We start from the raw sequence: 17,673 nt of genomic DNA, 5'->3' as shown, positions 1-17,673 counted from the left end.
TCGATCGGGGAGCACGCATCATGATCCAGCAGATCGTCAATGAACTTGGTCCATGGAACTGGATGGTGCTTGGCATCATCCTGCTCGGCGCCGAAATCCTCATGCCGGGCGTGTTTCTCATCTGGATCGGCCTGGCGGCCATCGCCACCGGCATCCTGTCCCTCGTCCTGTGGGAGACCGCCTACTGGACCTGGCAGGCCCAGACGCTCGTCTTCCTCGCCCTCTCGCTCCTGTCGGCCTGGTTCGGCAAACGCCTGATGGACTCCAGCCGCACGGAGACCGACGAACCGCTCCTCAACCAGCGCCAGGCCCAGCTTGTCGGCCGTGTCGCCACGCTGGAGGAGCCGATCCGCAACGGGGCCGGCCGCGTGCGCATCGGCGATACGCAATGGCGCATCACCGGTCCCGACATGGAAGCCGGTGCCAGGGTGCGTGTCTCCGGCTTGCAGAACGGGACGCTGATCGTCGAGAAGGCCGGCTGACGGCCTCTTGCCACGGACCCGGTGCGGCCGCTCAGGCCGCGCCGATCCGCAGAAGGTCGTGCAGGTGGACGATGCCCACCGGCTTGCCCGCCTCAACCACCATCAGCGCAGTGATGGCCGACGTGTTGATGCGCGAAAGCGCCACGGCCGCCAGGTCGTTCGGCCCGATAACGCGCGGCGAGCGCGTCATCACCTGGTCCACCGACATGGCCAGCAGGTCGGAATCGATGTGGCGGCGGATATCGCCGTCGGTGATGATGCCGGTCAGGTCGCCGGCCGGGTTGACGATGCCGACGCAGCCGAACCCTTTGCGCGTCATCTCCAGGATGGCATCGCGCATGCGCGAGCCCTCCCCGATCAGCGGCACCCGCTCGTCGACATGCATCACGTCGCCGATCCGCACCAGGCTCGCGCCCAGTTGCCCGCCCGGGTGGAAGGTGCGGAAGTGGTCCGGCGTGAACCCGCGGGCCTCCAGCAGCGCGATGGCCAGGGCATCGCCCATGGCCAGTTGCAGCAGGGTGGATGTCGTCGGCGCCAGGCCGTGCGGACAGGCTTCCTGCGTCCGTGGCAGCGCGACGACGACGTCGGCTTCGCGACCGAGCGCCGAATCCGTTCCCGCGGTCAGGGCGATCAGCGGAATGGAAAACCGTCGCGAATAGGCAACGATCCCCTTCAGTTCCTCCGTTTCGCCGGACCACGAAATGGCGATGATGGCGTCGTCGGAGGTGATCATGCCGAGGTCGCCGTGATTGGCCTCGGCCGGGTGCACGAAATAGGCCGGCGTTCCGGTGGAGGCGAACGTGGCGGCCAGTTTCGACCCGATATGGCCGGACTTGCCGACTCCTGTGACGATGACCCGCCCCTTGACGGCCGCGAGCACGGAAGCGGCTTCGGCAAAGATCTCGCCGAGGCCGTTTTCCATGGCCTCGATGAGCGCATTCAGCCCGGTCCGCTCGGTCGAGAGCGTCCTTAGCGCCGAGGCGACCGCCTCCTGGCGGTCGATCGCGGAAGAGAGTTTCAGCCTGTTCATGAGTTGAAGCCTGTAGCGCTTCGCCGCGCGTCTGTCCAACGTTTCGCATGACCGCGCGCGCCGGTGAAAGAAAGCGTTAACCACGCTGTTTTAGATTTCGTCAAGAAATGCGGGCGACCGCCCGCGCAACCAATGACGGATAGCGCGTTTGAACCGGGTGCCAGAATTCTTGCGGATCGGGCATGGACGCCTCGCCAGGGTCCTGACCACGGCGGTGGCGCTGGCCGCGCTGGATATTTCCGTGGCCACGGCCCAGTCGCTTCCCGGGTTGCGCGGCAATGTCGATGACGACCAGGCGCCGGTTTCCCTGTTGAAGGAAGAACCGCTGACAGCGCGGTCGACCGCCCTGACGAAAAAGAAAAAGCCCACGGCCGAGGCCAACGGACAGACAGCAACCCCGAAGCCCTACATCCCCGAGGATGATCCCGAGGCCGGCCTTGATCCGGCTGACCGTACGGTGGTCATCGGCCTCGATCCGCAGGCGCCGCGCTTGCCGATGGGCGTTCGCGCCCGCACGCAGGACGATCCGGCCGCGACCGCGAGCGAGCCCGGTACAACCGCGAAGAAAAAGAAAAAGTCCGCGACCGCGGATGCCAAGGACCCGCAGGATCTGCTCACCGGAACGATCCGCACCCGGTCCGTGACGGAAGACGATGAGGAGCGCAACACCCGGGTTCTGCCGGAAAATGTCCGCACTCCGACGGTCGACCAGATCGACGCGGCGAGCGAGCAGGATCCCTACGCGCCGCTTGGCCTGCGCATCGGAACGTTTACCGTCACCCCGACCCTGGAAACCGGCCTGACCGCCACCGACAACGCGCTCAGTTCCACCAACAAGCAATCCGGCATCTTTTCCGACACCACCTTGCGCCTGAAGGCGGTATCGGACTGGTCCGTCCACCAGGCCGAGATCAATGCATTCGCCGCCTGGCGCCAGGCCGTCTCCGGCCCCGGTGAAAGCGAGCCCAACCTCGGCATCGACGGCAAGCTGCGCTACGACGTGGGCCGTGATCACGCCATCAATGCCGCGGCCGGCTACGAACTGCGCCGCGAGGCCGCCGAGAGCCCGGTCGCGATTCCCGCCGGCGCGACGCGCCCGTTGCTCAACCGGTTCGATGCCAGCCTCGGCCTCGAAAGAACCGCCGGGCAACTGCGCTACGCGATCACCGGGGAAATCTCGCGCGATGCCTATGGCGATGCCAGCCTGGCCGGCGGCGGCACGCTCTCGCAGACCGACCGCAACTTCACGCTCGCCGATGCCAGGCTGCGCGTCGGCTATGCCGTTTCTCCGGCGCTGACCCCCTTCGTGGAAGTCGAATACGGCCGCCGCGTCTATGACAACCGGATCGACGCCTCCGGCTACGCCCGGTCCGCCGACCGTTACGCGCTTCGCGGCGGCGTCGCGCTGGACCTCGGTGAAAAGCTGAATGGCGACCTCGCCGTCGGCTATGTCCGCGAATCGCTCGACGACGCCCGCCTGGCCGACATCGGCGGCCTGTCGCTGCTGGCCAACCTGAACTGGTCTCCGCAGCGCGGCACCAAGGTCTCGCTCACCGCCGGCACGACGGTGGAAGGCACGACGACGGCGGGCGAATCGGGTTCGCTGCTCCAGTCCGCCACGCTCGGCTTCGAGCGCCAGATCCGCGCCAACTTCACGGCCAACGCGGAGCTCTCGGCGTCCTTGCGTGATTATTCGGGAACCGGCGACCGTGACATGACGCTCGCCGGCCAGCTTGGCTTCACCTGGTGGCTGAACCGCAATGTCGGCCTGTCGGCCCGGGTCCGCCACGAACGCCTGACCAGCAACCTGCCCGGACGCGACTACACAACCAACTCCGCCTTCCTCGGCCTGAAGTTGCAGCGCTGATCCGCCGGCGGTCCCGGGCGCGGCTGCTCAGCCCGCGATCGCCCTCGCCAGGTCGGTAACATGGTCGCGCATGTCGTCGCGCGCGTGCGCCATCGCCAGGTTGGCCTCGATGAAGCCTTCCGGGTTGCCGCAGTCAAATGTCCGGCCCTTGAAGTGAAAGCCGTAGAAGGCCTGGGAATTCTTCAGCGTCAGCATGGCGTCGGTGAGCTGGATCTCGTTGCCGGCGCCGCGCTCCTGCGTTTCCAGGATGTCGAAGATCTCCGGCTGCAGGATGTAGCGCCCGTTGATGAACAGGTTGGACGGCGCGGTGCCCGGCGCCGGCTTCTCCACCATCTCGGTCAGTTCGAAGCCGTTGTGCACGTCCTTGCCGCGCCCGACGATGCCATACTTGTAGGCGTCTTCTGGCCGGCATTCCTGCAAAGACACCACGTTGCCGCCCGACTTCTCGTAGAGCGCCGCCATCTCGCTCATGCAATTGTTCTCCGATTGCAGGATCATGTCCGGCAGCAGCAGCGCGAAGGGTTCGTTGCCCACCAGGTCGCGCGCGCACCAGACGGCATGGCCAAGGCCCAGCGGCTCCTGCTGGCGCGTGAAGCTCGTCGTTCCGGGCGCCGGCTGCATCGCCTTCAACTGCTTGAGCGGCTCGTCCTTGCCGCGCGCTTCGAGCGTCGAATACAGTTCGTACTGGATGTCGAAATAATCCTCGATAACCCCCTTGTTGCGCCCGGTGATAAAGATCAGGTGCTCGATTCCCGCCTTCAGCGCCTCGTCGACCACGTACTGGATAACCGGCCGGTCCACCACCGTCAGCATTTCCTTGGGGATGGCCTTCGTGGCCGGAAGGAAACGGGTGCCGAAACCGGCAACGGGAAAGACAGCCTTGCGAAGTTTTTTCATGGGGAGTCGGTTCCTGGGCTTTGACCGTGGTTTGGCGCAGTCTTGCCACGGTTGATGTTTAAGAAATCGGTCAGATGGCGGTGAATTTCACGCTTTGGCGGACGATTCGGAGGGGCAGGCGCTCTTATGGTAAACCAATTCCTAACCCGTCTGTGAACAGAATGGCCGATATCCGAACCAGGGAGACTGTCATGACGTTCCGCATCGCTGGAAGAAATGTCTTTCGCGCAGCTGCAGCCTCGTTCCTCTGTGCTTTCCTCGCGTCCGCGCCCGCCCAGGCGGATGCCGGCTTCAAGCGCTGGATCGCCGGCTTCAAGTCCGTTGCCGCGAGCAACGGCATCTCGTCGTCCACTTACGACCGCGCCTTTCGCGGCGTCTCCGAGCCCGACCCCGAGGTGCTGGAGAAGGCCCGCTACCAGCCCGAGTTCAAGGCGCCCCTGTGGCAGTATTTCGACAATCGCGTTCATGATGAATCGATTGCCACGGGCCGTGCAATGGCACGCAAGTACAAGGGCTGGCTCGACCGCATCGAGCGGCGCTTCGGTGTTGACCGGCATATCCTGATCGCCATCTGGGGCATCGAATCCAACTACGGGCGCATTCTCACAAATGATCGGGTCATGCGAAATGTTCCCCGGTCGCTCGCCACGCTGGCCTATGCCGACAAGCGCCGCGCCAAGTTCGCGCGCCGCCAGCTGATCGCGGCATTGAAGATCCTGCAGACCGGCGACATCGACGAGAGCCACCTGACCGGCTCCTGGGCAGGCGCCATGGGCCATACCCAGTTCATTCCCACCAGTTACCAGGCCTATGCGGTCGACATGGACGGCAACGGCCGCCGCGACATCTGGAACTCCGTACCCGATGCGCTGGCGACGGCTGCCAACCTGCTGGCACGCAATGGCTGGCAGTCGGGCAAGACCTGGGGCTACGAGGTAAAGCTGCCGCGTGGCCGCAAGTTCCCGGCCGGCTCCATGAGCCTGTCGAGATGGGAAGGCATCGGCGTGCGCCGCACCAACGGCAAGCCCTTCCCGCGCGGCTCCGACAGCGCCGAACTGAAAGCGCTCGATGGCCGCGACGGCCCGGCGTTCCTGATGCTGAAGAACTTCTTCGTCATCAAGCGCTACAACAATGCCGACACCTACGCGCTGGCCGTCAGCCTCCTCGCCGACGAGATCGCCGGTTTCGGCGGCCTCGAACACGACTGGGAGCGCCCCTTCACCCCGCTCTCCTTCGCCGAGAAGGAGGAGTTGCAGAAGCACCTCGCCCGCAAGGGGCTCTACGAAGGCGAGATCGACGGCAAGATCGGCAGCGGCTCGGAATCCGCCATCAAGGCGTTCCAGGCCCAGGCCGGCTTGACGCAGGACGGCTATCCCAGCAAAGAAGTCCTCAACGTCTTGCGCAGGCAATAGGAGAAACGGATGGGCTGGACCGGCAGCAGGCTGTTGCGCATGGTTTTGGCAGCCCTCGTCTGCCTGTCCATGGCCGGTGCCGTGTCGGTCGAGCCGGTCTGGGCCGCGCCCGCCGGTTCGCTCGACAACGGCCAGTCGGGCCTTCGCGGCTTCTTCCGCAAGCTCTTCCGGCCGGAACCGCGCAAGAGGCCCAAGGCCCGGCCGTCGCCCAAGCGCACCATCCGGTCCACCCGGCCCCGGTCGCAGAATGCTGCCCCGGCCGCGCAACCCGCGGCCGAGCCGGCGGTTGAGAAGCTGGAGAACGCGCGCAAGGTTCTCGTCGTCGGTGACTTCATGGCCGGCGGCCTCGCCGACGGCCTGAAGGATGCATTCGCCGACCTGCCCGGCGTGATCGTCGTCGACCGATCCAACGGATCGTCCGGCTTTGTCCGCAACGATTTCTATGACTGGCCCGGCCAGATCAAGGCGATCCTCGAGGAAGAAAAGCCGGCTGTCGTCGCGATGATGATCGGATCAAACGACCGCCAGCAGATGCAGACGGACGGCGGGCGGCTGGCGCTGCGCTCGGAGGAATGGGACGCGGAATACAAGAAGCGCGTCGAGACATTCGCGACGGAACTGAAGAATGCCTCCGTGCCCTACGTGTGGGTCGGCGCTCCGTCCTTCCGGTCGAGCTCGATGACGGCCGACATGCTGGCCTTCAACGATTTCTACAAGTCGATCGCGACCGCCAACGGCGGCGAATTCGTCGATATCTGGAACGGCTTCGTCGACGAGAACGGGAATTTTATCGCGACCGGCCCCGACGTCAACGGCCAGGTCGTCCGCCTGCGGTCCTCCGACGGCATCAACATCACCGGCGCCGGACGACGCAAGATCGCCTTCTACGCCGAGAAACCGCTGAAGAAGATCCTGGGCGCCGCCGTCGACCCGAACATCGGCAAGCTGACGCCCGAAATGCTGCCCAACCTGACGCTCAACCCGGTGACGACGCAGCAGAAGATCGACCGTACGGTCCCTGTCTCGCTGACCGATCCGGCATTGGACGGTGGCGACGAGCTTCTGGGTCGCGTGCCGGAACCGGCAGCAGCAACGGCGCCGGTCGGGGAACCGACCGTGCTGCAGCGATTGACGATCGAAGGTGTCGCGCCAGCGCCGGAACCGGGACGGGCGGACGATTTCTCGCGCCCTGCGCCGGCTTCCACACCTTCTGCGCCTGCCGGCGGATGACCGGGCGGCTACCCGGCCTTCCGTGGCCGGAACTGCTTATGCCCCCTTGGTCAATGCCAGGATGTGCTTCGAAACGAACCACGCAACCGGCAGGGCAATGACAGCGCCGGCGGCGGCCGCCAGGGCAATCTTGCTGCTTTCGAACATGTTCATCGTCAGAAGGGCAACGATCAGGATGCCCATGATGGTCGGTGCGACAAGGATATAGATGGCACCAAGGATTTTCAGCATAACCCACCTCCAGGTAAGCCGGCCGACCCTCTGGCCACGCCGGACAGCGCGAAGGTTTGCGCCGGTTTGGGCCGGCTGCCTTGATCCATCTCAATTTCCGAATATGAAAAAAGACGGCGCCCGCGGGCGCCGTCTTCACAGACCGTCCGTGACGCGCGATCAGCGCGGCAGGACCGTGTGACCCATCAGGTCCTTGTCGATGGCGTGGGCGGCCTGGCGGCCTTCCCGGATCGCCCAGACCACCAGCGACTGGCCGCGGCGCACATCGCCGGCAGCGTAGAACTTGTCGACCGAGGTCTTGTAGCTCGTCTCGTCGGCGGCGACGTTTTTCGAGCCGCGGCGGTCGACATTGATGGTCAGCTTGCCGTCCATCTCCGTCATCAGCCCGCCGTCGATCGGTCCGGCAAAGCCGATGGCGATGAAGGCCAGATCGGCGCGGATGATGAACTCGGTGCCCGCGATCGGCTTGCGGGTCTCGTCCACCCGGCAGCATTTCACGCCGGTCAGGACGCCGTCCTCGTCGCCGACGAATTCCAGCGTCGCCACCTGGAACTCGCGCTCCGCGCCTTCCGCCTGGCTCGACGATGTCCGCATCTTGGTCGCCCAGTACGGCCACACCGTCATCTTGTCTTCGACAGCCGGGGGCTGCGGACGGATGTCGAGCTGCGTCACGCGAACCGCTCCCTGGCGGAATGACGTGCCGACGCAGTCCGATGCCGTATCGCCGCCGCCGACGACCACGACGTGCTTGCCACCGGCCACGACCGGTTCGGACGGCCAGGCAACCGACTGGATGTTCTCGCCGCCAACGCGCTTGTTGGCCTGGACGAGGAAGGGCATCGCATCGTGCACGCCCTTGAGATCGGCACCCGGGATGCCCGCCTCGCGCGGCGTTTCCGAGCCGCCGCAATAGAGCACGGCATCATAGCCGGCCAGCAACTCGTCGACGGTCTTGTCGACGCCGACATCGACATTGCAGAAGAAGGTGACGCCCTCGCCTTCCATCTGCTTCACGCGGCGGTCGATGAAGTGCTTCTCCATCTTGAAATCGGGAATGCCGAAGCGCATCAGCCCGCCCGGCTTGCTTTCGCGTTCGTAGACGTGAACCTCGTGGCCGGCGCGGCCAAGCTGCTGGGCAGCCGCCATGCCGGCAGGGCCGGAACCGATGACCGCCACCCGCTTGCCGGTCTTCGTCTCGGCCGGCTGCGGCTTGATGAAGCCGGTCTCGTAGGCCTTGTCGGCGATTGCCTGTTCCACCGTCTTGATCGCGACGGGAATGTCTTCCAGGTTCAGCGTGCAGGCTTCCTCGCACGGCGCCGGGCAGATGCGTCCGGTGAACTCAGGGAAGTTGTTGGTCGAATGCAGGTTGCGGATCGCCGCGTCCCAGTCGCCGTTGTAGACGAGATCGTTCCAGTCCGGGATCTGGTTGTGCACCGGGCAGCCCGTCGGCCCGTGGCAGTAGGGAATGCCGCAGTCCATGCAGCGTGCGGCCTGCTTCTGAACGGCCTCGTCCGACATCGGCAGGGTGAATTCCTTGAAGTGCCGGATGCGGTCGGAGGCCGGCTGGTACTTGTGCACCTGCCGGTCGATTTCGAGAAAACCAGTTACCTTGCCCATTGCTTACACCCTCTTCACCGGATCACCACGGCGGTGCCCGAGGCCGAAACCATCAGCATGGAGCCGCTCGAACCGGTGGAAATGTTCTCATAATCGAGGTCGATGCCGATCACGGCATTCGCGCCCAGGCGCTGAGCCTCGTCCTCAAGCTCGCGGATCGCCGTTTCGCGGGCATCGCGCAGCACCTTTTCGTAGGAGCCGGAGCGGCCGCCGACGAGGTCGCGGATGCCGGCAAACAGGTCCCGGAAAATGTTGGTTCCCAGGATAGCCTCGCCGGTGACGATGCCGCGATACTCGACGATCTGGTGACCCTCGATCGTGTTGGTTGTCGTGGTGATCATCCTGCTCACTCCGCTGCCACGCCCATCTTCATGCGCTCCATGTCCTCCAGGGCGCGACGGTATTCGACCGGCATCACCTTGCGGAACTTCGGCCGGTAATTGGGCCAGTCGTTGAGGATTTCCGCCGCCCGGGTCGAGCCCGTGTGGTGATGATGCGCCGCGATCAGGGCGTAGAGCCGTTCCTCGTCGTGGCTGGTCATGTTGTCCATCACGTCGACGCGGCCCTTGTGGGCGATGTCGCCGCCATGGTGGTGCAGCTTCTCCAGGAGATCGTCCTCCTCCGGCACCGGCTCCAGTTCGACCATCGCCATGTTGCAGCGCTCGGCGAAATCGCCGGCTTCGTCCAGCACGTAGGCGACGCCGCCCGACATGCCGGCCGCGAAATTGCGCCCGGTCTGGCCGAGCACGACGACGATACCGCCGGTCATGTACTCGCAGCCGTGGTCGCCAACACCTTCGACCACCGCGATGGCGCCCGAGTTGCGCACGCCGAAGCGTTCGCCCGCGACGCCGCGGAAGAAGCATTCACCCTCGATGGCACCGTAAAGGACGGTGTTGCCCGCGATGATGGATTCCTCCGGCACGATCCGGGCGTTCTCCGGCGGACGGATGATGATCCGGCCACCCGAAAGCCCCTTGCCGACGTAGTCGTTGCCGTCGCCCACGAGATCGAAGGTCACACCGCGGGCCAGGAAGGCGCCGAACGACTGCCCGGCCGTGCCGTGCAGGGTCACCTTGATCGTGCTGTCCTTCAGGCCCTTGTGGCCGTAACGCTTGGCCACCTCGCCCGACAGCATGGCGCCGGCGGAACGGTCGGTGTTCTTGATCTGCGCCTCGATAACGACCGGCTCCTTCTTCTCCAGCGCCGGCATCGCTTCCGCGATCAGCTTGCGGTCGAGAACCTCGTCGATCGGATGCTTCTGCCGCTCGGTCCAGCGGATCGCCTCCGCCGGTGCGTCCGGCTTGAAGAAGACGCGGCTGAAATCCAGCCCCTTCGCCTTCCAGTGGTCGATCATGGCTTCCTTGGCGAGAAGGTCGGACTGGCCGATGATCTCGTCGAGCCTCGTGTAGCCCATCTGGGCCAGCACAGCCCGCACCTCTTCCGCGATATAGAAGAAGTAGTTGATGACGTGCTCCGGCGCACCCTTGAAGCGCTTGCGCAACACCGGGTCCTGTGTCGCCACGCCCACGGGGCAGGTGTTGAGATGGCACTTGCGCATCATCACGCAGCCCGCCGCGATCAGCGGCGCGGTCGAGAAGCCGAACTCGTCGGCACCCAGCAGCGCGCCGATCACCACGTCGCGGCCGGTGCGCAAGCCGCCATCGACCTGCAGCGCCACGCGCGAGCGCAGGCCGTTGAGCACCAGCGTCTGATGCGTCTCGGCAAGGCCCATTTCCCACGGCGACCCGGCATGCTTGAGCGAGGTCAGCGGCGAAGCACCGGTACCGCCGTCATAGCCCGAGATGGTGATGTGGTCGGCACGCGCCTTGGCGACGCCCGCGGCCACCGTGCCCACGCCCACTTCCGAGACCAGCTTGACCGAAACGTCGCCCGACGGGTTGACGTTCTTCAGGTCGTAGATGAGCTGTGCCAGGTCCTCGATGGAATAGATGTCGTGGTGCGGCGGCGGCGAGATCAGGCCGACACCCGGCGTCGAGTGACGCGTCTTGGCGATCGTCGCGTCCACCTTGTGACCGGGCAGCTGGCCGCCTTCGCCGGGCTTGGCGCCCTGCGCGACCTTGATCTGCATCATGTCGGAGTTGACCAGGTATTCCGTCGTCACGCCGAACCGGCCCGAGGCCACCTGCTTGATGGCCGAGCGCTCCGGGTTCTGCGACCCGTCCGGCAGCGGGTAGAAGCGGTCCGGTTCCTCGCCGCCCTCGCCCGTGTTGGACTTGCCGCCGATGCGGTTCATGGCGATCGCCAGCGTGGTATGCGCCTCGCGGCTGATCGAGCCGAAGCTCATCGCGCCGGTCGAGAACCGCTTGACGATCTCCGACGCCGGCTCGACGTCGTCGATGGAGACCGGCGCGCGGCCGCCCTCTTCCGCCGTGCGGATGTGGAACAGGCCGCGGATCGCCTTCGCCTGCGCCGTCTGCGAGTTCACCTGGGCGGCGAAATCCTTGTAGGTCTCGAAGGAATTCTTGCGCACCGCGTGCTGCAGCGTGGCGATGTTGTCCGGCGTCCACATGTGCGCCTCGCCGCGCATGCGGAACATGTATTCGCCGCCGACGTCGAGCGCACTGCGCAGCACCGGGTCGTCGGAGAAGGCGTCCGTGTGGCGCATCACCGTTTCCCGGGCGATCTCGTCCATGCCCACGCCTTCGATCGTCGTCGCCGTGCCGGTGAAGTACTTCTCCACGAAGGCAGACGACAGGCCGACGGCATCGAAGATCTGCGCGCCGCAATAGGACTGGTAGGTCGAGATGCCCATCTTGGACATGACCTTCAGGATGCCCTTGCCGATGGACTTGATGTAGCGCGTCACTACTTCCTGCGGATCGACCTCCGGCGGGAACTCGCCGCGGCCATGCATGTCCAGCAGCGTGTCGAACGCCAGGTACGGGTTGATCGCCTCGGCGCCGTAGCCGGCCAGGCAGCAGAAGTGATGCACTTCGCGCGGCTCTCCCGACTCCACGACCAGGCCGACGGAGGTCCGCAGGCCCTGGCGGATCAGGTGATGATGCACCGCCGCCGTCGCCAGCAGCGCCGGGATCGCGGTCCGGTCCGGTCCGATCTGCCGGTCCGACAGGATGATGATGTTGTAGCCGCCATGCACGGCCGCCTCGGCACGCTCGCAGAGCCGCTGTACGGCCGCCGCCATGCCCGCCGCCCCTTCCATGGAGGCATAGGTCATGTCCAGCGTCTTGGTGTCGAACCGGTCCTCGGTGTGCCCGATGGAGCGGATCTTCTCCAGGTCGCCGTTGGTCAGGATCGGCTGGCGCACTTCCAGCCGCTTGCGCCGGGAGGCACCCTCGTGGTCGAGGATGTTCGGGCGCGGGCCGATGAACGACACCAGGCTCATCACCAGTTCCTCGCGGATCGGGTCGATCGGCGGGTTGGTCACCTGGGCGAAGTTCTGCTTGAAATAGGTGTAAAGCAGCTTGGCCTTGTCCGACATGGCCGAGATCGGCGTGTCGGTACCCATGGAACCGATCGCCTCCTGGCCCGTCGTCGCCATCGGCGCCATCAGGATCTTGGTGTCTTCCTGCGTGTACCCGAACGCCTGCTGGCGGTCGAGCAGCGACACGTCGCGGCGCAGCGCCCGCGGCTCCACCGGCTTGAGGTCTTCCAGGATCAACTGCGTGTTGTTCAGCCACTCCCGGTAGGGGTTCATGCCGGCGATCTCGGCCTTGATCTCCTCGTCGGAAACGATCCGGCCCTTCTCCATGTCGATCAGCAGCATGCGGCCGGGCTGCAGCCGCCACTTCTTGACGATCTTCTCTTCCGGCACGCTCAGCACGCCGGCTTCCGACGCCATGATGACGCGGTCGTCATCCGTGACGATGTAACGCGCCGGGCGCAAGCCGTTGCGGTCCAGCGTCGCACCGATCTGGCGCCCGTCGGTGAAGGCCACGGCGGCCGGGCCGTCCCACGGTTCCATCAGCGCGGCGTGATATTCGTAGAACGCCTTGCGCTTGGCATCCATCTGCTTGTTGCCGGCCCAGGCCTCCGGGATCAGCAGCATCATGGCATGCGGCAGCGAGTAGCCGCCCTGGTAGAGGAACTCCAGCGCGTTGTCGAAGCAGGCCGTGTCCGACTGGCCTTCGTAGGAGATCGGCCACAGCTTCTCGATATCGTTGCCGAACAGCTCCGAATCGACCGAGGCCTGGCGCGCCGCCATCCAGTTGACGTTGCCGCGCACCGTGTTGATCTCGCCGTTGTGCGCGACCATGCGGTAGGGATGCGACAGCTTCCACGACGGGAATGTGTTGGTCGAGAACCGCTGGTGCACCAGCGCCAGCGCGCTTTCGAAACGCTCGTCGGTCAGGTCCTTGTAATAGGTCGGCACCTGCCAGGCTTCGAACATGCCCTTGTAAACGATGGTCCGCGCCGACATCGACACGATGTAGAAGCCGTTGTCGCGGCCTTCCGTCTCGGCATGGACGCGGCCGGAGATGACCTTGCGGACGATATAGAGCTTGCGTTCGTAGTCTTCGTCGTCGAGTCCCGCCGGCCGACCGAAGAAGGCCTGGCGATGAAACGGCTCGGAAGCAGCCACGTCCGGCGCCTTCGACAGGCGCGCGTTGTCGACGGGCACGTCGCGGAAACCGATCAGTTCGACGCCCTCGGCCTTGCAGACATCGGCGATGATGTCCTCGCAATGGGCCCGCAGGTCGTCTTCCTGCGGCATGAACAGATGTGCCACGCCATAGTGACCGGCCTTCGGCAGCGTCACGCCGGCAGCGGCCATTTCCTCGCGGAAGAAGCGGTCGGGAACCTGCACCAGCATGCCCGCGCCGTCGCCCATCAGCGGGTCAGCGCCCACCGCGCCGCGGTGGGTCAGGTTGACCAGCATCTTGAGGCCGTCAGCCACGGTCTGGTGCGACTTCACGCCCTTCATGTGCGCGATGAAACCGACACCGCAGGCGTCGTGTTCGTTGCGCGGATCGTACAGGCCGCGCGCCGATGGCAGACCGGGACGCGTTTTGGCGGCGGCAGCTTTCGTCTGAGCGGCCGCGTCAAACCCGGTCGTTGCAGAAGGCGTCTTGTCCGTCATCGCCATTGTCCTCCAAAGGGCTCCCGGCCTGCAGTCGGGAGCGGTCACCAACGCTTGGGATGATCCGTCCTGGATTCTCCCGGTTCTCTGTTTCGGCATATCTTTCGAAAAGCCGTCGGGGCTGTCGATCATGGGCACGTGGCGCCAGCGCCCCGCTGGCAGCCTGCCCAGGCCCGAACCCGGCATGTCGTCGCCGACCCTGGCCAAACGCTCTATACAGCGCATTCCGCATCACGAAAACCGAAGCGGGTGCAAATCCCGTTTCGGACCTTCGTACCGAAAATAAGACAGCATTGCTGTCCTATCCGCAGCGTATGCCATAAAGCGTCATCTTAGACAAGATGGAAACGGAAAAAATCGGGGCGGGAAATGCAACTATATTACAGGAAATCCAACGCATACGAATGATTATTGCGCAAGCCCGGTCCGCATCCCGGGCACGCGGGGCATTCGCAAGGGGCCGCCCGGGCAGGCCGGATTACGACCGCACTTGAAGCCTCCGCCGATGCAAGCCAATGTCGCGCCTCCCGTTCGCAACCTGCCTCGACGTGAAGGAATACGGTCCATGCACTTCGCTTCCGACAACTGGTCCGGCTGCCACCCGGCCATCTCCGCCAACCTGCAGCGCCACGCGGCCGGTTTCGCCCGGGCCTATGGCGCCAGCGATCTCGACCGCTCCATCGAGGCGCGGTTCAACGAGTTGTTCGAACGCGAGGTGGCGGTCCTCTTCGTCGGCACCGGGACGGCAGCCAACTCGCTCGCGCTCGCGGCGGTCAACCGTCCTGGCGGCGTTTCCTTCTGTCATCGCGAGGCTCACATGATCGAGGACGAGTGCGGCGCGCCGGAATATTTCACCGGCGGTGCCCGGCTTCACCCGGTCGATGGCGCGGGCGGCAAGATCGAGCCGGCCAACCTGTCGCGCGAGTTGAAACGTTTCCCGCCCGATTTCGTCCATGCCGGCCAGCCCATGGCCGTCTCGCTGACTCAGGCCACCGAGGTCGGAACGGTCTACGAACTGGCCGAGATCGCCGCCGTCGCGGACGTCGCGCACGGCCATGGCCTTCCCCTCCACATGGACGGCGCCCGTTTTGCCAACGCGCTGTCGACGCTCGACTGCACGCCCGCCGAGATGACATGGAAGGCCGGGGTCGACGTTCTCTCGTTCGGCGGTACCAAGAACGGCTGCTGGTGCGCCGAAGCGCTGGTCTTCTTCGATCCCGGCCGCGCGCGCGACCTGCCCTTCATCCGCAAGCGCGCCGCGCAGCTCTTTTCGAAGTCGCGCTTCATCGCCGCCCAGTTCGAGGCCTACCTCGCCGACGGGCTCTGGCTCGACCTGGCCGCCCATTCCAATGCGATGGCGCAGGATCTCGCCCATGTCATCAATGCGTCCGGATCCATGCGCCTGGCCTGGAAGCCGCAGGCCAACGAGATCTTCGCCATTCTCGCTCGCAGCGAGATGGAACGCCTCCAGGCCGCGGGCGCAGTCTTCTATCCCTGGAATCCGCCCCATGGCATGGAGGACGAGATCGCCGAGGGCGAGACGCTGGCCCGCCTCGTCACCTCATTTGCCACGCAGAAGGCCGACATCGACGCCTTCGCTCGCCTGCTTGGCCAGAGCTGACACGGTCCGATGACAAAACCGTGAGCTGTGGGCGAGGCCGGATTCACGCGCAAGTGATACCGGATAACGCCTGCTTTATTTCCAAGTGAGCGGCCCCTCCGCGATGGTTTTTCCACCGGCACCAAGCCGGCGAGAAATCATCGCGAGAGGAAAACCGATGTCGAAATCCAAGCTGAATGCCGCCTTTTTCGCAGGTGCCGTTGCCACCGCCATCTCCGGCGCCGCCGTGATGGGCACCACCGGTGCGGCCCAGGCCGAGAACGTCAAGTGCTTCGGCGTGGCCATGGCAGGCCAGAACGATTGTGCGGCCGGCCCGGGCACCACCTGCGCCGGCACGTCCAAGGTCGACTACCAGGGCAACGCCTGGACGCTGGTCGAGAAGGATAGCTGCGAAACCGCGGCACCGGTACTCGCCAAGTCGGGCGACAAGGTGATGCTGCCCGATGGCCGCATGGGCTCGCTCGAGGCCCTCGACCGCGACCTGCCGCAGTCCTGATCCGTCAATCCGGTCCGATCCGGAAACAGGAGGCGCGTTCCCATGCCCCGTTCCCCTCAAGACATGGCCGCAAGGCCTTCGTTTCCGGATCATCCGGTTGCCGGACTGGCCGGCGCCTCCTTCAAGCCGCAGCATCTGCCGGCAATCCTGGCGGATGCCCCGGCCGGCCTCTTCTTCGAGGTCCACGCCGAGAACTACATGGGGGCCGGCGGCATGCCCCACGCCGCCCTCGCTGCCATCCGTGAACGCTACCCGGTCTCCCTGCATGGCGTCGCCATGTCGATCGGCGGCGACGGCCCGCTCGACGGGGATCACCTTGCCCGTTTTGCTGCCCTGGTCGATCACTACCAGCCCGCGCTCGTTTCCGAGCACCTTGCGTGGTCCACCCACGGCGGCACCTTTTTCAACGATCTGCTCCCCCTGCCCTATACGAACGGAACGCTTGAACGGGTCTGCGAGCATGTCGACCGGATGCAGCAGGCCATCGCCCGGCCGATCCTGCTTGAAAACCCGGCCACCTATGTTCTCTTCGCCGAATCGGACTGGGAGGAGACCGCCTTCCTGGCCGAGGTGGTTCGCCGCACCGGCTGCGGCCTCCTGCTCGATATCAACAACGTCTTCGTATCTGCCACCAATCACGGCTTCGCACCCATGACCTACCTGGGGCGTTTCCCGCTGGAGCATGTCGGCGAAATCCACCTTGCCGGCCATGACCGCCAGGTGGACGATGACGGTACGCCGTTGCTGATCGACACCCATGACCGCCCCGTCGACGACGCCGTCTGGGATCTCTACCGGACCATCATCGGACAGACCGGCCCGCTGCCGACGCTGGTGGAATGGGACGCCGAAGTGCCCGAATGGCCCGTCCTCAAGGCAGAAGCCGGGCAGGCCCAGGCCATGCTTGACGATGCCGCCATGACCTTCCTGATGGGCAAGCGCCATGCAAGCGCCTGACCCCGCCTGGAACAGCGCCGCCTTCGCCGCCGCGCTCCTCGATCCGCAAGCCCCCGTCCCCGCCGGCGTGGGTCGGACCGACGGCAGCGCCATGGAGCGCCGCTTCGCGGTCTACCGCAACAACGTGGCGCATTCCCTTGTCACCGCAATGGCCGACATCTTCCCCGGCGTGGCGGGCCTTGCCGGGCGGGACCGCTTCACCGATGCCGTCCGCCTCTACCTTGCCGGCAGCCCGCCAGGGTCGCCGATCCTGGCGGAACTCGGTCGCGACTTCCCGGATTTCCTGGACCGCTTCCCGCCGGCCCGGCAGCAGATGCCCTGGCTCGCCGGTGTCGCGCGTCTTGAACGCGCCTGGCTTGATGCCTGGCATGCCGCCGACGCGCCCCTGCTCGATCCCGCGCAACTGGCCACGATCTCGCCGGAGCAACTGGCGCAGACGCGCTTCCTCGCCCACCCGGCGGCCATGATCGTCCGGTCCGACTTCGCCATCGTCCGCCTGCTGGAAGCCGGCCGGAACGGCCAGGCTGCCGACCCGGCCGGGCCTGGCTGCGCACTCGTGTCGCGGCCGCACCTGGCCGTCATGATCGAACCGCTGGATGCCGCGGCGGCCGGACTCGCCCGTTGTCTCCTTGCTGGCGGCACACTTGGCACGGCAGCCGAAGACGCCGACGGCCATCCCGATTTCGAACTGGGCCGAAGCCTCGGCCTGCTGTTGGCGGCCGGCGCATTCGCCGGCATTGCCCCGCCACCTGAACCGGAAGGGAGATAGGA

14 protein-coding genes are annotated in these 17,673 nt (G+C 65.6%); 8 read left to right on the top strand and 6 right to left on the bottom strand.

From position 1 onward, the window contains the following. Positions 1–20: 20 nt before the first annotated feature. Complete coding sequence (locus tag CSC94_RS09345; RefSeq protein ID WP_099306064.1) at positions 21–482, top strand: NfeD family protein; 462 nt, start codon at positions 21–23, stop codon at positions 480–482. Between the two features lie 31 nt (positions 483–513). Here CSC94_RS09345 and CSC94_RS09340 read toward each other — a convergent pair whose 3' ends face one another. Continuing rightward, entirely contained in the window at positions 514–1,512 is a 999-nt protein-coding gene (locus tag CSC94_RS09340) for a KpsF/GutQ family sugar-phosphate isomerase (RefSeq protein ID WP_099306063.1), read from the bottom strand. Positions 1,513–1,681: 169 nt separating this feature from the next. Here CSC94_RS09340 and CSC94_RS09335 point away from each other — a divergent pair, with 169 nt between their 5' ends. Then, positions 1,682–3,379 (top strand): outer membrane beta-barrel protein, encoded by a 1,698-nt coding sequence (locus tag CSC94_RS09335; protein WP_133122861.1) that lies wholly within the window; start codon positions 1,682–1,684, stop codon positions 3,377–3,379. A gap of 27 nt (positions 3,380–3,406) precedes the next feature. Here CSC94_RS09335 and galU read toward each other — a convergent pair whose 3' ends face one another. After that, positions 3,407–4,276 (bottom strand): UTP--glucose-1-phosphate uridylyltransferase GalU, encoded by an 870-nt coding sequence (galU, locus tag CSC94_RS09330; RefSeq protein WP_099306061.1) that lies wholly within the window; start codon positions 4,274–4,276, stop codon positions 3,407–3,409. A gap of 191 nt (positions 4,277–4,467) precedes the next feature. On the opposite strand from galU, the gene CSC94_RS09325 reads away from it, so the two are divergent. Further along, on the top strand, positions 4,468–5,688 hold the full coding sequence (locus CSC94_RS09325) for a lytic murein transglycosylase (protein ID WP_099306060.1): 1,221 nt from the start codon (positions 4,468–4,470) through the stop codon (positions 5,686–5,688). A gap of 9 nt (positions 5,689–5,697) precedes the next feature. Continuing rightward, positions 5,698–6,918 (top strand): SGNH/GDSL hydrolase family protein, encoded by a 1,221-nt coding sequence (locus CSC94_RS09320; RefSeq protein WP_245408309.1) that lies wholly within the window; start codon positions 5,698–5,700, stop codon positions 6,916–6,918. A 36-nt stretch (positions 6,919–6,954) separates the two neighbouring features. Here the strand turns inward: CSC94_RS09320 and CSC94_RS09315 are convergent, their stop codons facing one another. The 4 genes from CSC94_RS09315 to gltB form a co-directional block, all read right to left on the bottom strand. Then, positions 6,955–7,149: a hypothetical protein gene (locus CSC94_RS09315; protein WP_099306059.1), complete on the bottom strand. Its 195-nt coding sequence runs from the start codon at positions 7,147–7,149 to the stop codon at positions 6,955–6,957. Positions 7,150–7,308: 159 nt separating this feature from the next. Beyond that, a complete protein-coding gene (locus CSC94_RS09310) occupies positions 7,309–8,766 on the bottom strand; it encodes a glutamate synthase subunit beta (RefSeq protein WP_099306058.1) in 1,458 nt (485 codons plus the stop codon). 14 nt (positions 8,767–8,780) lie between these two features. Continuing rightward, positions 8,781–9,107, bottom strand: a complete 327-nt coding sequence (locus CSC94_RS09305) for a heavy metal-binding domain-containing protein (protein ID WP_099306057.1) — start codon at positions 9,105–9,107, stop codon at positions 8,781–8,783. A 5-nt stretch (positions 9,108–9,112) separates the two neighbouring features. Then, a complete protein-coding gene (gltB, locus tag CSC94_RS09300; protein WP_099306056.1) occupies positions 9,113–13,828 on the bottom strand; it encodes a glutamate synthase large subunit in 4,716 nt (1,571 codons plus the stop codon). A gap of 565 nt (positions 13,829–14,393) precedes the next feature. On the opposite strand from gltB, the gene CSC94_RS09295 reads away from it, so the two are divergent. From CSC94_RS09295 to CSC94_RS09280, 4 genes are all read left to right on the top strand, one after another. Next, positions 14,394–15,449: a threonine aldolase family protein gene (locus CSC94_RS09295; protein WP_099306055.1), complete on the top strand. Its 1,056-nt coding sequence runs from the start codon at positions 14,394–14,396 to the stop codon at positions 15,447–15,449. A gap of 157 nt (positions 15,450–15,606) precedes the next feature. Next, on the top strand, positions 15,607–15,945 hold the full coding sequence (locus CSC94_RS09290; protein WP_099306054.1) for a BufA1 family periplasmic bufferin-type metallophore: 339 nt from the start codon (positions 15,607–15,609) through the stop codon (positions 15,943–15,945). Between the two features lie 42 nt (positions 15,946–15,987). After that, positions 15,988–16,902 carry an MNIO family bufferin maturase gene (gene bufB, locus CSC94_RS09285; protein ID WP_099306053.1) on the top strand — a complete coding sequence of 305 codons (915 nt, stop codon included), beginning with the start codon at positions 15,988–15,990 and terminating at the stop codon, positions 16,900–16,902. Then, entirely contained in the window at positions 16,889–17,671 is a 783-nt protein-coding gene (locus tag CSC94_RS09280; protein ID WP_099306052.1) for an HvfC/BufC N-terminal domain-containing protein, read from the top strand. Before bufB ends, CSC94_RS09280 begins: the two co-directional genes overlap by 14 nt. Positions 17,672–17,673 lie beyond the last annotated feature (2 nt).

The sequence above is a fragment of the Zhengella mangrovi genome, from assembly GCF_002727065.1.
In the GTDB taxonomy this organism is placed as follows: domain Bacteria; phylum Pseudomonadota; class Alphaproteobacteria; order Rhizobiales; family Rhizobiaceae; genus Zhengella; species Zhengella mangrovi.
Note: the sequence above shows the minus strand (reverse complement) of the source record. Positions and strands in the feature narration are given on the sequence as shown.

What these genes read in the sequence shown, in the direction of transcription:
- CSC94_RS09345 (WP_099306064.1), top strand. Translation starts at nt 21, where the DNA reads ATGATCCAGCAGATCGTCAATGAACTTGGTCCATGGAACTGGATGGTG.
- CSC94_RS09340 (WP_099306063.1), bottom strand. Translation starts at nt 1,512, where the DNA reads ATGAACAGGCTGAAACTCTCTTCCGCGATCGACCGCCAGGAGGCGGTC.
- galU (WP_099306061.1), bottom strand. Translation starts at nt 4,276, where the DNA reads ATGAAAAAACTTCGCAAGGCTGTCTTTCCCGTTGCCGGTTTCGGCACC.
- CSC94_RS09325 (WP_099306060.1), top strand. Translation starts at nt 4,468, where the DNA reads ATGACGTTCCGCATCGCTGGAAGAAATGTCTTTCGCGCAGCTGCAGCC.
- CSC94_RS09320 (WP_245408309.1), top strand. Translation starts at nt 5,698, where the DNA reads ATGGGCTGGACCGGCAGCAGGCTGTTGCGCATGGTTTTGGCAGCCCTC.
- CSC94_RS09315 (WP_099306059.1), bottom strand. Translation starts at nt 7,149, where the DNA reads ATGCTGAAAATCCTTGGTGCCATCTATATCCTTGTCGCACCGACCATC.
- CSC94_RS09310 (WP_099306058.1), bottom strand. Translation starts at nt 8,766, where the DNA reads ATGGGCAAGGTAACTGGTTTTCTCGAAATCGACCGGCAGGTGCACAAG.
- CSC94_RS09305 (WP_099306057.1), bottom strand. Translation starts at nt 9,107, where the DNA reads ATGATCACCACGACAACCAACACGATCGAGGGTCACCAGATCGTCGAG.
- gltB (WP_099306056.1), bottom strand. Translation starts at nt 13,828, where the DNA reads ATGACGGACAAGACGCCTTCTGCAACGACCGGGTTTGACGCGGCCGCT.
- CSC94_RS09295 (WP_099306055.1), top strand. Translation starts at nt 14,394, where the DNA reads ATGCACTTCGCTTCCGACAACTGGTCCGGCTGCCACCCGGCCATCTCC.
- CSC94_RS09290 (WP_099306054.1), top strand. Translation starts at nt 15,607, where the DNA reads ATGTCGAAATCCAAGCTGAATGCCGCCTTTTTCGCAGGTGCCGTTGCC.
- bufB (WP_099306053.1), top strand. Translation starts at nt 15,988, where the DNA reads ATGCCCCGTTCCCCTCAAGACATGGCCGCAAGGCCTTCGTTTCCGGAT.
- CSC94_RS09280 (WP_099306052.1), top strand. Translation starts at nt 16,889, where the DNA reads ATGCAAGCGCCTGACCCCGCCTGGAACAGCGCCGCCTTCGCCGCCGCG.